At 70.2% G+C, this 13,066-nt stretch carries 12 protein-coding genes; 7 read left to right on the top strand and 5 right to left on the bottom strand.

The genetic code is table 11. The features are described 5' to 3' along the window. Positions 1-36: 36 nt before the first annotated feature. A complete protein-coding gene (locus tag ASC76_RS02290) occupies positions 37-1,500 on the top strand; it encodes a potassium/proton antiporter (RefSeq protein ID WP_056461771.1) in 1,464 nt (487 codons plus the stop codon). After that, positions 1,497-4,007, top strand: a complete 2,511-nt coding sequence (locus ASC76_RS02295; RefSeq protein WP_056461773.1) for a ligase-associated DNA damage response DEXH box helicase — start codon at positions 1,497-1,499, stop codon at positions 4,005-4,007. The genes ASC76_RS02290 and ASC76_RS02295 overlap by 4 nt, the downstream gene beginning before the upstream one ends. Positions 4,008-4,019: 12 nt before the next feature. Here the strand turns inward: ASC76_RS02295 and rocF are convergent, their stop codons facing one another. The 4 genes from rocF to ASC76_RS02315 are packed head-to-tail and all read right to left on the bottom strand — an operon-like array spanning position 4,020 to position 7,450. Next, positions 4,020-4,934 carry an arginase gene (rocF, locus tag ASC76_RS02300; protein ID WP_056461776.1) on the bottom strand — a complete coding sequence of 305 codons (915 nt, stop codon included), beginning with the start codon at positions 4,932-4,934 and terminating at the stop codon, positions 4,020-4,022. 16 nt (positions 4,935-4,950) lie between these two features. Beyond that, positions 4,951-5,856, bottom strand: a complete 906-nt coding sequence (locus ASC76_RS02305; protein WP_056461778.1) for an LOG family protein — start codon at positions 5,854-5,856, stop codon at positions 4,951-4,953. Between the two features lie 30 nt (positions 5,857-5,886). Next, positions 5,887-6,678 (bottom strand): inositol monophosphatase family protein, encoded by a 792-nt coding sequence (locus tag ASC76_RS02310; protein ID WP_056461781.1) that lies wholly within the window; start codon positions 6,676-6,678, stop codon positions 5,887-5,889. After that, positions 6,671-7,450 (bottom strand): GntR family transcriptional regulator, encoded by a 780-nt coding sequence (locus ASC76_RS02315; protein WP_056461784.1) that lies wholly within the window; start codon positions 7,448-7,450, stop codon positions 6,671-6,673. The genes ASC76_RS02310 and ASC76_RS02315 overlap by 8 nt, the downstream gene beginning before the upstream one ends. A gap of 119 nt (positions 7,451-7,569) precedes the next feature. On the opposite strand from ASC76_RS02315, the gene ASC76_RS02320 reads away from it, so the two are divergent. Genes ASC76_RS02320 through ASC76_RS02340 form a run of 5 tightly spaced genes read left to right on the top strand, consistent with a single transcriptional unit; the run spans position 7,570 to position 11,969 of the window. Then, positions 7,570-7,851, top strand: a complete 282-nt coding sequence (locus ASC76_RS02320; protein WP_056461788.1) for a UxaA family hydrolase — start codon at positions 7,570-7,572, stop codon at positions 7,849-7,851. A 17-nt stretch (positions 7,852-7,868) separates the two neighbouring features. Then, complete coding sequence (locus ASC76_RS02325) at positions 7,869-9,044, top strand: UxaA family hydrolase (RefSeq protein ID WP_056461791.1); 1,176 nt, start codon at positions 7,869-7,871, stop codon at positions 9,042-9,044. Between the two features lie 5 nt (positions 9,045-9,049). Continuing rightward, positions 9,050-9,976, top strand: coding sequence for a hydroxyacid dehydrogenase (locus ASC76_RS02330; protein WP_056461794.1), 927 nt, complete (start codon positions 9,050-9,052; stop codon positions 9,974-9,976). Continuing rightward, positions 9,976-10,983: an Ldh family oxidoreductase gene (locus tag ASC76_RS02335; protein ID WP_056461797.1), complete on the top strand. Its 1,008-nt coding sequence runs from the start codon at positions 9,976-9,978 to the stop codon at positions 10,981-10,983. The genes ASC76_RS02330 and ASC76_RS02335 overlap by 1 nt, the downstream gene beginning before the upstream one ends. A 14-nt stretch (positions 10,984-10,997) precedes the next feature. Further along, positions 10,998-11,969, top strand: coding sequence for a tripartite tricarboxylate transporter substrate binding protein (locus ASC76_RS02340; protein ID WP_056461799.1), 972 nt, complete (start codon positions 10,998-11,000; stop codon positions 11,967-11,969). A 5-nt stretch (positions 11,970-11,974) separates the two neighbouring features. Here the strand turns inward: ASC76_RS02340 and ASC76_RS02345 are convergent, their stop codons facing one another. After that, on the bottom strand, positions 11,975-13,003 hold the full coding sequence (locus tag ASC76_RS02345; protein WP_056461803.1) for a LacI family DNA-binding transcriptional regulator: 1,029 nt from the start codon (positions 13,001-13,003) through the stop codon (positions 11,975-11,977). Between the last annotated feature and the right edge of the window lie 63 nt (positions 13,004-13,066).

A 13,066-nucleotide genomic window follows, 5' to 3' on the forward strand; every position in this document is an offset into this window, starting at 1 on the left:
ACGGCGCCCGCCGGCGCTCTGCTAAGGTCACCCGCGATGCATGCGTTCAACCTGCTCTTGCTGGCCGGCGGGCTGCTGGTGTTCATCAGCCTGCTGGCCGGCGTCGCGTCGACCCGGCTCGGGCTGCCGTTCCTGCTCGTGTTCCTCATCGCCGGGATGCTGGTGGGAGTCGACGGGCCGGTGGGCCTGCGCTTCGCGAACGCACAGCTGGCCGCGTGGGTCGGCAACGCGGCGCTGGCGATGATCCTGCTCGAAGGCGGCATCAGCACGCGCATGGAGACCTTCCGCGCCGGGGTGCGACCGGCGCTCGCCCTGGCAACCGTCGGCGTCGCGCTGACGGCCGCCATGGTCGGCGCGGTCGCCATGGCCGTCATGAACATCGACTGGCGTCACGGCCTGCTGCTCGGCGCCATCGTCGGTTCGACCGATGCCGCCGCGGTCTTCTCGCTGCTGCGCCAGCTGGGTGTCCGGCTGCGCGAACGGGTCTCGGCCACGCTGGAGCTCGAGTCCGGACTGAACGACCCGATGGCGGTGTTCCTGGTGCTCGCGTTGATCGCGACCCTGAAGACGGATGCCGGCTTCGGCGACATGGCGCTCCTGTTTGCGCGCCAGGCCGGTTTCGGCGCTGCGATCGGTCTCGGCGCAGGGGCGGCGGTGGCCTGGGTGCTCGGCAAGCTGCCGCTGAATGTCGAGCACGGCGGCGTGCTCTCGCTGATCGTGGTCTCGGCCGGGATGGCGGTGTTTGCGACCGCGGGCCTGGTCGAGGGTTCGGGCTTTCTCGCGATCTACCTGTTCGGACTGCGGTTGCGCGCCCGGGCCGAGGCCGCATCGCACGCGGCGTCGTCCGCACTCGACGGCTTCGCGTGGGCCGCCCAGGCGACGATGTTCCTGCTGCTGGGGCTGCTGGTCTCCCCGCACGACATGCTGCTGACGCTGGCGCCGACGCTGGCGATCGCCGCGGTGCTGATCTTCGTCGCCCGGCCGCTGGCGGTCTGGCTCTGTCTGTGGCCGCTGCGCTTCGGCCACCGCGAGCGGCTGTTCATCGGCTGGGTCGGGCTGCGCGGGGCGGTGCCGATCGTGCTCGCACTGTTCCCGCTGATCGAGAAGGTGCCCGACAGCTACCGCTTCTTCAACGTCGCGTTCGCGGTCGTGCTCGCATCGCTGCTGCTGCAGGGCACGACGCTCGGCTGGGTCGCGAACAGGCTCGGCGTCGTCGAGCCCCCCGAGACGCCGCCGCCCGGGCGCCGCGCAGTGCAGGGCCGGCTCACGCTCGATGCCGACCTGCCGCTCGCCGACGTGTTCGACTTCTTTCAGCTGCCGATGCCCGAGAGCGGCGGTGCGACGCTGCGCGACTGGCTGACCGACAACCTCGCGCGGGACCCGGCCGAGGGCGACGGGATCGATTGGCACGGCACGCATTTCCGGGTGATCGGTCTGCACGAGGGGCGAATTTCCCGGGTCGGGCTGGCGCTGGCGCAGAAGGCGAAAACGGTGCCGTGAGCGCGTCTGGCGAAGCCTGGTTCGAGCGGCGCGGCTGGACGCCGTTCCCGTTCCAGCGCGAGGTCTGGTCGGCGATGGCCGACGGCCGCAGCGGCCTGCTGCATGCGAGCACCGGCGCCGGCAAGACGTACGCGGTGTGGTTCGGCGCACTCGCCCGCGCGGCCGCACTCGGCGTGCCGTTGACCGGCGCCCACCCGCCGCCGCTGGGCGTGCTCTGGCTCACGCCGATGCGCGCGCTCGCCGCCGACACGACCCGTGCACTGCAGGCGCCACTCGACGATCTCGGTTCCGGATGGACCCTCGGCGCCCGCACCGGCGACACGGCGTCCGCCGAGCGCGCGCGCCAGGACCGACGCTTCCCGACCGTGCTGGTCACGACGCCCGAATCGCTGAGCCTGATGCTTACCCGTGAACACGCGCAGGCCGAGCTCGGCACGGTGCACACGGTGATCGTCGACGAGTGGCACGAGCTGATGGGCAACAAGCGCGGCGTCCAGGTGCAGCTGGCGCTCGCGCGGCTGAAGCGCTGGAACCCCGGCCTCGTGGTCTGGGGCTTGAGCGCGACGCTGGGCAACCTGGCCGAGGCGATGCAGGTGCTGCTCGGCCGCGCGCGCGGCGCATCGGCGCCCGGCGTGCTGGTGCAGGGCCGGGTCGACAAGACGATCCTGATCGACACGCTGCTGCCCGATCACCCGGGTCGCTTCTCGTGGGGCGGCCACCTCGGCAAGCAGATGCAGTTGCCGGTCGTCGCCGAGATCGAGCGCTCGTCGACGACGCTCGCTTTCGTCAACGTGCGTTCGCAGGCCGAGGCCTGGTACCAGCTGCTGCTGGCCGAGAAGCCCGAGTGGGCCGGCGTGGTCGCGCTGCACCACGGCTCGCTCGACAAGGCAGTGCGCGAGTGGGTCGAACTCGGCCTGAAGGAAGGGCGGCTGAAGGCCGTGGTCGCGACCTCGTCGCTCGATCTCGGCGTGGACTTCCTGCCGGTCGAGCGCGTGCTGCAGATCGGCTCGGCCAAGGGCGTCGCACGGCTGTTGCAGCGCGCCGGCCGCAGCGGCCACGCGCCGGGGCGCCCGAGCCGGGTGACGCTGGTGCCCACCAACACGCTCGAGCTGGTCGAGGCCGTGGCGGCGCGGCGCGCCGCGCAGGCCGGCCGGATCGAGCAGCGCGCGACGCCGGCCAAGCCGCTCGACGTGCTGGTGCAGCACCTGGTCACCGTCGCCCTCGGCGGCGGTTTCGCTGGCGATTCACTTCCTGGCGGCGGCTTCAGGGCCGCGCCGATGCTGGCCGAAGTGCGCACCGCGCACGCCTACCGGCAGCTGACGGCGGCCGAGTTCGAGTGGGCGCTGAACTTCGTCGTGCAGGGCGGCGCGAGCCTGACGGCGTATCCGGAGTACCACCGCGTCCGCCTCGTCGACGGCGTCTACCGCGTGCCCGACCGCGGCATCGCGCGGCGCCATCGGCTGCAGGTCGGCACGATCGTGTCGGACTCGGTGATGCAGGTCGCGTACCTGAGCGGCGGGCGCATCGGCGTCGTCGAGGAGGGCTTCGTCGCGCGGCTGCGCGCCGGCGACTGCTTCGTCTTCGCGGGCCGCACGCTCGAGTACATCCGCACCCAGGACATGACGGCCTACGTGCGCCGCGCCGACAAGCCGAAGGGCGTGCTGACGAGTTGGGCCGGCGCGAAGATGCCGCTGTCGAACGAGCTGGCCGATTCGGTGCTGGAGGTGCTCGCCGGGGTGGCCCAGGGCGACTTCGGCGAACCCGAACTCGTCGCCGCGCGCCCGATGCTGGAGACGCAGCTGCGCCTGTCGAAGCTGCCGACGCCCGGCACGCTGCTGATCGAGCGCTTCAAGTCGCGCGAAGGCTGGCACCTGTTCGTCTACCCGTTCGCCGGCCGCAACGTGCACATCGGTCTCGGCAGCCTGCTCGCATGGCGGCTCGCGAAGGACGCGCCGAACACCTTCAGCATCTCGATCAACGACTACGGCTTCGAGCTGCTGAGCGCCGAGCCGGTCGACCCCGTCCCCTTGCGCGACCACCGCCTGTTCAGCGACGACGCGCTGCTGCACGACGTGCTCGCGAGCCTGAACAGCAGCGAGCTGGCGCGCCGACGCTTCCGCGAGATCGCACGCGTGGCCGGGCTGATCTTCACCGGCTATCCGGGGCAGCCGAAGAGCACGCGCCAGCTGCAGGCGTCGAGCTCGCTGTTCTACGAGGTGTTCGCGAAATACGACGCCGGCAACCTTCTGCTGACGCAGGCGCAGACCGAGGTGCTGAGCCAGGAGCTGGACATCCGGCGCCTCGGCGCGAGCCTGGCGCGCATGCGGCGCCAGCGGGTGGAGTTCGTCGAGCTCGCCGTGCCGAGCCCGTTCGCGTTGCCGCTGATGGTGGAGCGCTTCCGCGAGAAGCTCTCGACCGAGAAGCTCAAGGACCGGCTCGACCGCCTGCTGCGCGACATGGAGCGCGCCGCCGACGAGGCGGCACCACCGGCTCGTCGGCCGCGCTGACCGCGCCGGATCTCAGCGCCGCATCAACGTGCTCTTGCCGAACAGGCTCTCGATCAGGTCGACCGCGACGATCGCGGTGCCGTTGCGCACGTCGAGCGCCGGGTTCAGCTCCATCACGTCGAGCGAGGCGAGGCGGCCGGTGTCGGCGATCATCTCCATGCACAGCTGCGCCTCGCGGTAGGTCGGGCCGCCCTGCACGGTGGTGCCGACGCCGGGCGCGATCGATGCGTCGAGGAAGTCGACGTCGAAGCTGACGTGCAGGTGGGTGTTGGCGTCCAGCGTCGCCAGCGCCAGCTCCATCGTGTGGCGCATGCCCATTTCGTCGATGTAGCGCATGTCGAACACCTCGAGACCGGCCTGGTGCACCAGCCGCTTCTCGCCCGGATCGACGCTGCGGATGCCGATCTGCTTGACGACCTTCGGGCTGATCGCCGGTACCGTGCCGCCGATCTCGGTCAGCGCCTTCGGGCCGTAGCCGCACAGGCACGCGACCGGCATCCCGTGGATGTTGCCGCTCGGCGTCAGCGTGTTGGTGTTGAAGTCGGCGTGCGCGTCGAGCCAGAGCACGCGCAGCTTCTTGCCGGCCTCCCGGCAGTGGCGCGCCACCGCGCTGATCGAGCCCATGCCCAGACAGTGGTCGCCGCCGAGCAGGATCGGCAGCCGGCCGAGCTGCAGCTCGGCGTACATCGCGTCGTGCACCGCCTGGTTCCACGCGACGACCTCGTTCAAATGGCGGTAGCCGTCGACCGGCGGCAGCCACGGGTTGGCCGGGCCGGTGAGGTTGCCGTGGTCGATCACCTCGAGGCCGTGGCCCTCGAGCACCGGCCCGATGTTGGCGACACGCAAGGCCTCAGGCCCCATGCTGGCGCCGCGGCTGCCGGCGCCGATGTCGGTCGGCGCGCCGATCAGGCTGATCTTGTCGTTCATGCGGCGATGGTAGCGATCACAGGTCGACGGCGGGCAGCTCCTTGCCGTTCTCCCGCAGCTCGAAGCCGTACTCCGCCTCGAGCAGCGCCCAGGCCTCCTCGGCGGTCTCGACGAAGCGGAACAGCTGCAGGTCGAGCGCGCTGATCATGCCGGTCTCGACCAGCAGGTCGAAGTTCAGCAGCCCGGTCCAGAACTCGCGGCCGAAGAGCAACACCGGGCGGCGCCGCGACTTGCCGGTCTGCATCAGCGTGAGCGCCTCGAACAGCTCGTCCAGCGTGCCGAAGCCGCCAGGGAAGCACACCAGCGCGACCGAGCGCATCAGGAAGTGCATCTTGCGAAGACCGAAATAGTGGAACTGGAAGCACAGCTCCGGCGTGATGTACGGGTTGGGGGCCTGCTCGTGCTGCAGCACGATGTTCAGGCCGATGCTCTTGCCGCCGCGGTCGAACGCGCCGCGGTTGCCCGCTTCCATGATGCCGGGGCCGCCGCCGGTGACGACGTAGAGCGGCGTCTCGAGGTGCTTGGACTTCTCGGTGACGAGCGCCGCGAAGCGCCGCGCCTCCTCGTAGTACGGCGACATGCGCCGGTGGCGCTGCGCGATCGCCAGCGCGGCCTCGTCGCCGGCCGCGCTGGCGTCGTCGACCAGGCGCTGCGCCACCTCGGCGGAGACGATGCGCGCGCTGCCGAAGATCACGATCGTCGACTGGATGCCCTGCTCGTCCTGGATCAGCTCGGGCTTCAGCAGCTCCAGCTGCATGCGCACCGGGCGCATCTCCTCGCGCAGCAGGAAGGCCGAGTCGGTGAACGCGAGCTTGTACGAGCTCTCGGGGCCCTCGTACCGGGCCAGGTTCTTGGCCGCATCCTTCGCCGCGTCCTGCTGCGCGGTCGGGAAGTTGCGGCCCGTCAGGTTGTGTTTCTTCATCTGCGCGAGCTTAAGCCAAAGCTCGCCCCGTCACGCCTCAGCGAGCAGGCTCAGGAACGGCTCGTACAGCGGCGGCGTGCAGGCCATGACCGACGCGCTTTCGAGCAGCGGCCGGCCATCGCGCGCCGTCACCAGTGCGCCGCTCTCGCGCAGCAGTACGATCGCTGCGGCAGCGTCCCACGCACCCATGTCGTGCTGCCAGAACGCGTCGATGCGTCCGGCCGCCAGGCTGGCCAGTTCCAGCGCCATCGAGCCCGAACGGCGCACGCCGCTGAACGCGCGCAGCATGCGGCCGAGCTCCGCCATGTAGACCGGCATGCGCGGGCTGGCGGCGCGCGGAAAGACGGTGGCCGCGAGCGACTCGGCCGCCGTGCGCCGCGAAGCCGCCCGGATCGGCTGCGCGTTGAGGACCGCGCCGCGGCCACGGATCGCGCCGAAGAACTCGTTGCGGCACGGGTCGTAGATGACGCCGACCAGCGGCTCGCCGGCCTCCACCAGGGCGATCGAGACGGCGTACTGCGGGTAGCCGCGCAGGTAGTTGGCGCGCCCGTCGATCGGGTCGACGACCCAGCACGGGCCGTCGGCCGGGCCCTTGTCGCCGAGGAAATGATGATCGGGCAGGTGCTTGAGCACCACCTCGCGGATCAGCCCGCGCGCCTCGCGGTCGATCGCGGCGACCACGTCGGCCGGCGCCTGGTGCGTGATGACGATCTCCGACAGTCGCGATCGCGAGGCCTGCAGGTGCGTTCCCGCCGCGTAGGCTGCCTGCTCGGCGGCGCGCGCGGCGCGGGTGAGGTCGATGGTGCTGCTGCTGTCAGTCATGTTTGCCTGCGGGTCGAGACAAGAGATTCACGTAGTCGTGGTGCGCGGTGTTGATGATCGAGATCCGGTGCTCGACCGGCCGATCGCCGAAGGTCAGCGCGGTGCGCCGCACCTGCATCACCGGCTGGCCGTACGGCAGACTCAGCACCCGCACCGCGTTGCGGTCCGCCGCGGCGGCACGGGCGCGCTCCTGGGCGCGCAGCACGCTGATGCCGAAGTCGGACTGGTACAGCTGGTAGATCGTGCCCGGGCGCTCGCGGAAGCGCTTCTCGGTCAGGCCCTTGAACAGGCTGGAGGGCAGCGTGAGCCGGTCGTAGATCACCGCGTGGCCCTGCAGGCGCAGGCGGTTCTCGATCTGGATCACCGGGTCGCCCGTGCGCAGTTGCAGCGCCTCGGCCGGCTCGTCGTCGGCGCGCAGCCGCTCGAACGAGACCAGGTCGACCAGCGGCGCCTCGCGCAGGCCGTCGGCGCGCTCGACATGGAAGAACTGGAACAGGAACCGGTCGGTGTTGTGGGTCGCGACGAAGGTGCCGCGCCCCTGGCGGCGCACCAGGATGTGCTCGGCGGCCAGTTCGTCGACGGCGCGGCGCAGCGTGCCGATCGACACGCCCATCGCGCCGGCGATCTCGGTCTCGCTCGGCAGCGTCTCTCCCGGGGGGCAGTGGCCCGATTCGATCGCGTTCAGCAGCGAGCGCTTGACGACCCGGTACAGCGGCATGCCGGCCGTCTCGGGCGCGATGGCCTCGAACAGCGGAGCGGACACGGCTTGCATGAAACCAAGTGTACATCCATATCAATTGTGTGACCTAAGTCATCTAGATGACACGTTTGACGTGTGCTTGCGCACGCCTAAGATCGCGCCTTGTTCGAATCGCCAAACAGGAGACGCAGATGATTCATTTCGTATTGCACGACGCACACGACACCGTCGCGGTGGTTGTCGTCGAAGGGGTGAAGGCCGGCACCGACATGACCGGCTGGATCATGGACGAGGACAAGACGATCAACGTCAAGGCCCAGCAGGACATCCCGATCGGCCACAAGGTCGCGTTGAAGGACATGGCCGTCGGCGACACCGTGCTGAAGTACGGCATCGACATGGGCAAGGTCGTCGCGCCGATCAAGGCGGGCGAGCACGCTCACGTTCAGAACATCAAGACCAAGCGCTGGTAAGCAGGAGACACACGATCATGTCCATCATCGACAAGAACACCACCTTCCTCGGCTACCGCCGCGAGAACGGCCGCGTCGGCGTCCGCAACCACGTCATCATCCTGCCGCTCGACGACCTGTCGAACGCGTCGGCCGAGGCCGTCGCCCACAACATCAAGGGCACGATGGCGATCCCGCACCCGTACGGCCGCCTGCAGTTCGGCGCCGACCTGGACCTGCACTTCCGCACGCTGATCGGCGCGGGCTGCAATCCGAACGTCGCCGCGGTCGTCGTCATCGGCATCGAGGACGGCTGGACCAAGAAGGTCGTCGACGGCATCGCCAAGACCGGCAAGCCGGTGATCGGTTTCGGCATCGAGGGCCACGGCGACCACGAGACCATCATGAAGGCCAGCAAGGCCGCGCGCGAGTACGTGCAGTGGGCGAGCGAGAAGCAGCGCGAGGAGTGCTCGATCAGCGACCTGTGGGTCTCGACCAAGTGCGGCGAGAGCGACACCACTTCCGGCTGCGGCGCGAACCCGACCGTCGGCAACGCGTTCGACAAGCTGCACCCGCTGGGCAACTACCTGTGCTTCGGGGAGACGTCGGAGATCACCGGTGGCGAGAAGATCGTCGCCGAGCGCTGCGCGACGACCGAGGTGCGCGACCAGTTCATGTTCATGTTCAACCGTTACCAGGACATGATCAACCGCCACAAGACCAGCGACCTCTCCGACTCGCAGCCGACCAAGGGCAACATCGCCGGCGGCCTGACGACGATCGAGGAGAAGGCACTCGGCAACATCCAGAAGATCGGCAAGAAGTGCACGGTCGACGGCGTGATCGACAAGGCCGAGATGCCCACGCATCCGGGCCTGTGGTTCATGGACTCGTCGAGCGCTGCGGCCGAGATGGTGACGCTGTGCGCGGCCTCGGGCTACGCGGTGCATTTCTTCCCGACGGGGCAGGGCAACGTGATCGGCAACGCGATCGTGCCGGTCATCAAGATCTGCTCGAACCCGCGCACCGTGCGCCTGATGAGCGAGCACATCGACGTCGACACCTCGGGGCTGCTGCAGCGCGAGATCAACCTCGACCAGGCCGGCGACAAGCTGCTGGAGTGCATGCTGCGCACCGCGAACGGTCGCTTCACGGCCGCCGAGGCGTTGGGCCATCGCGAGTTCGTGATGACCCGCCTGTTCGAATCAGCCTGACCGCCATGGCGCGCATCGTCATCACGGAGTTCATGGACGAGCGCGCCGTCGACGCGCTGCGGGCGAAGCACGATGTGCTGTACGACCCGAAGCTCGTCGACGCGCCGGCGCGGCTGCATGCCGAAGCGGCGGCGGCCGACGCGATCGTCGTGCGCAACCGCACCCAGGTGCGCGGCGAGTTGCTGGCGGCGCTGGCGCGGTGCCGCGTCGTCGGGCGGCTCGGTGTCGGCCTCGACAACATCGACGTGCCGGCGTGCGAGGCGCGCGGGATGAAGGTGATCCCCGCGACCGGCGCCAACGCGCTGAGCGTGGCCGAGTACGTGATCGCGACCGCGATGATGCTGCTGCGCGGCGCCTACCAGGCGACGCCGGAGGTGGTCGCGGGCGCCTGGCCGCGCGCGGCGCTGAGCAACGGCCGCGAGGTCGGCGGCAAGACGCTGGGGCTGATCGGCTTCGGCTCGATCGGGCAGCTCACCGCGAAGCTGGCCCAGGGTGTGGGCATGTCCGTGATCGCGTACGACGCGGTGATGGACTCCGCGCATCCCGCATTCGCGCAAGCCGGCGTGGCGTGTGTCGGTCTCGATGACCTGGTCGCGCAAGCCGATGTCATCAGCCTGCACGTCCCGCTGGTCGACTCGACCCGCAACCTGTTCGACGCCAGGCGCATCGCCGCGATGAAGCCCGGCGCGGTGCTCGTGAACTCGGCGCGGGGCGGGGTCGTCGACGAGGCGGCACTGGCCGCGGCCTTGAAGAGCGGCCATCTCGGCGGCGCCGCGCTCGACGTGTTCGATGCCGAGCCGATGCCGGCCGGTGGCGTGTTCATGGCCTGTCCGAACCTGGTGCTGACGCCGCACATTGCCGGCGTGAGCGCGGAATCGAACGAGCGGGTCTCGTCGCTGATCGCGCAGCGCGTGCTCGAGGAGTTGCGCTGATGGCCCGCGTCACGATGGACGAGGCGCGCGGCCTCGTCGCTGCCGCGCTGCAGGCGGCGGGTGCGAACGCCGCGATGGCGCAGGCCACCGCCCGCGCGCTCGTGCTGGCCGAAGCCCAGGGCCTCGCGTCGCACGGGTTGAGCCGCGTGCCGCAGTACAGCACGCACCTGCGCAACGGCCGCGTCAACGGCGCGGCGGTGCCGGGCGTAGCGAAGAGCAAGGGCGCGGCGGCGATCGTCGATGCGCAGGAGGGCCTGGCCTTCGCGGCTTGCGAGCTGGCGGTGAAGGAAGCGGTAGCTCGCGCCCGCGAGTTCGGCATCGCCATCGTCGGCGTCACGAACAGCCATCACTGCGGGGTCGTGATCGATCATCTGCGCGCGGCGGCCGAGGCCGGCATGGTCGGGCTCGGCTTCGCGAACTCGCCGTCGGCGATGCCGGCCGCGGGCGGCAAGCACCCGATCTTCGGCACCAATCCGATCGCGGCGATCTTCCCGCGCCGCGGCGACGCGGTGCCGCTGATGATCGACCTGAGCCTGAGCGAAGTCGCGCGCGGCAAGCTGATGGTCGCGGCCAAGGACGGCAAGGCGATCCCGGCCGGCTGGGCGCTCGACGCGCAAGGCAACCCGACCACCGATCCGAAAGCCGGGCTGGCCGGTTCGATGCTGCCGATCGGCGCAGTCTCTAGCCCCAAGGGCGCGATGCTGGCGCTGGTGGTCGAGCTGCTCGTGACGGCGCTGATCGGTGCGAACTTCGGGTTCGAGGCGTCGAGCTTCTTCGTCGACGAAGGCAATCGCCCGCGCATCGGCCAGACCTTCATCGTGATCGACCCGGGCGCGTTGGCCGGCCGCGAGGGCTTCCTCGACCGCGTCGAGGTGCTGGTGCGCGAGATGCTGGTCGACGACGGCGTGCGCCTGCCCGGGGCGCGGCGCGAAGCGCTGCTGGTCACGGCGCAGTCCGAGGGTCTCGAATTAGGGGATGCAGTCATCAAGAGCCTTCAAGGCCGTTAACGGAGACATCAACAGTGCAACGACGAGAATGGATGCTGGGCGCGTTGGCGGCCGGCACGCTGCCGAGCGCGGTGTGGGCGCAGGCGACCGACTACCCCAAGGCCGGCGCCACGCTGCGCTACATCGTGCCGTTCCCGCCCGGCGGGTTGACCGACGTGATGGCGCGCCTGGTCGGCCAGCAGCTCGGCGAACGCTGGAAAGTCAACGTCGTGGTGGACAACCGGCCTGGCGGCGGCGGCCAGATCGGCGCCGATGCGGCGGCCAAGTCGCCCGGCGACGGCAGCACGCTGCTGGCGATCACGCTGACCCACGCAGCGAACTACACGCTGTTCCCGAAGGCGCCGTACAACTTCATGAAGGACCTGAAGCCGGTCGCGCTGCTGGCCGGCTCGCCGATGCTGATCGTGGTGCCGGCGTCGAGCAAGATCAAGACGTTCGCCGACCTGGTGGCTGCAGCCAAGGGCGGCAAGCTCAATGCCGGCTCCAGCGGCAACGGCACGCCGCCGCACCTGACGCTGGCGCTGTTCAACGACATCGCCAAGACCGACGTCGTGCACGTGCCCTACAAGGGCGGCGCGCCGGCGATCACCGACCTGATCGGCGGCCAGCTCGACGTGATCTTCTCGAACTTCCCCGAGTCGATCTCGCACGTCAAGAGCGGCAAGCTGCATGCCATCGCGATCTGCAGCGCGGCTCGCAACGCGGCCGTGCCCGACGTGCCGACGACCGCGGAGGCCGGCATGCCGGGCCTGCTGGTCGAGAGCTGGACTGCGCTGATGGTGCCCGCCAGCACGCCTGACGCGATCGTCGACAAGCTCGGCGCCGAGGCGCTGAAGATCATGGCGACGCCTGAGATCGCCGAGCGCGCGAAGACGCAGGGCTTCCGCGTCGATGCGCGCGGGCCGAAGGATTTCGGCGTGTTCCTGAAGAGCGAGGTCGAGCGCTGGGGCAAGGTGATCGTCGCGGCGAAGATCACCGCGGAATAGCCCGTTCAGCGGCGCGGCGCCGCCGCTGTCGAACCGCGCACCACCAGCGCGACCTCGACCTCGGTGCGCCGCGGCACCGCTTCGCCGCGCAGCGCGGCGAGCAGGCGGTCGCCGGCCGTGCGCCACATCTCCTCGGCCGGCACGCGCACCGTGGTCAACGGGGGTTGCAGCTGGTTGGCCAGTTCCAGGTCGTCGAAGCCGACGATCGACAGCGCCTTGGGCACCTCGATGCCAAGGCGCTGCGCCTCGAGCAGCGCGCCGAAGGCCAGAACGTCGTTGCCGCAGAGCACCGCGGTCGGCGCGGGGGACACGGCCATCAGCTCGCGCAGGCCCTCGCGTGCCGCGGCGATGCCGTAGGGCCGCTCCGCCAGCCGGTTCGCGGGCAGTTTCAATCCGGCCGCCTCGAGCGCGCCGCGCACGCCGGCCAGCCGCGCCGTCGCGCGGTCGTTGTCCCGCGTGATGCCGGCCAGCATCGCGATGCGGCGGTGACCGAGGTCGAGCAGGTAGCGCACGGCCTGCGCCATCGCCGCGGCGTTGTCGAAGCCGACGTTGAGCAGCGCCGGGTCGTCGGACAGCATCATCACGTGCACGCAGGGCAGGCCGCGCTGGCGCAGGAACTCGAGCAGCTCCGGGCGCTGGCCGGTGCCGCACAGCGCCAGCGCGTCGGCACCGCGCGAAACCAGGTTGACGGCCTGGCGCATCTCGGCGTCCGGGTCGTAATCGCAGGTCGCGATCAGCAGCTGCTGGTCGGCCTCCGAGAGGCGGCGCTGCAGCGCGCCGATCGCCTTGGCGAAGATCGCGTTGTCGACGGTCGGGAAGATCGCGCCGATCGTTCCGCTGCGACGCAGCATCATCGAGCGCGCGCCGGCGTTCGGCACGTAGCCGAGCTCGGCGACCGCGCGCTCGACGCGCTCGCGCAGCGCCGGGCGCACGTCGTCGGGGCGGTTCAGCGCGCGCGAGACCGTCGCGGTCGACACGCCGGCCGATGCGGCGACCGCTTCGATCGTGGGCAGGGCGCGCGACGGCGTGGACATGGCGTGACTGTACGCGCTTACACGACCGGTTGGCGCTGCGCGCAAATGGCCGGTTTCACGGGA

Source organism: Rhizobacter sp. Root404, from assembly GCF_001425865.1.
Classification (GTDB): Bacteria; Pseudomonadota; Gammaproteobacteria; order Burkholderiales; family Burkholderiaceae_C; genus LMDS01.

Bases quoted from the DNA above. Each gene is read 5' to 3' on its own strand.
- ASC76_RS02290 (WP_056461771.1), top strand. From the start codon at position 37: ATGCATGCGTTCAACCTGCTCTTGCTGGCCGGCGGGCTGCTGGTGTTC.
- rocF (WP_056461776.1), bottom strand. From the start codon at position 4,934: ATGAACGACAAGATCAGCCTGATCGGCGCGCCGACCGACATCGGCGCC.
- ASC76_RS02305 (WP_056461778.1), bottom strand. From the start codon at position 5,856: ATGAAGAAACACAACCTGACGGGCCGCAACTTCCCGACCGCGCAGCAG.
- ASC76_RS02310 (WP_056461781.1), bottom strand. From the start codon at position 6,678: ATGACTGACAGCAGCAGCACCATCGACCTCACCCGCGCCGCGCGCGCC.
- ASC76_RS02315 (WP_056461784.1), bottom strand. From the start codon at position 7,450: ATGCAAGCCGTGTCCGCTCCGCTGTTCGAGGCCATCGCGCCCGAGACG.
- ASC76_RS02320 (WP_056461788.1), top strand. From the start codon at position 7,570: ATGATTCATTTCGTATTGCACGACGCACACGACACCGTCGCGGTGGTT.
- ASC76_RS02325 (WP_056461791.1), top strand. From the start codon at position 7,869: ATGTCCATCATCGACAAGAACACCACCTTCCTCGGCTACCGCCGCGAG.
- ASC76_RS02330 (WP_056461794.1), top strand. From the start codon at position 9,050: ATGGCGCGCATCGTCATCACGGAGTTCATGGACGAGCGCGCCGTCGAC.
- ASC76_RS02335 (WP_056461797.1), top strand. From the start codon at position 9,976: ATGGCCCGCGTCACGATGGACGAGGCGCGCGGCCTCGTCGCTGCCGCG.
- ASC76_RS02345 (WP_056461803.1), bottom strand. From the start codon at position 13,003: ATGTCCACGCCGTCGCGCGCCCTGCCCACGATCGAAGCGGTCGCCGCA.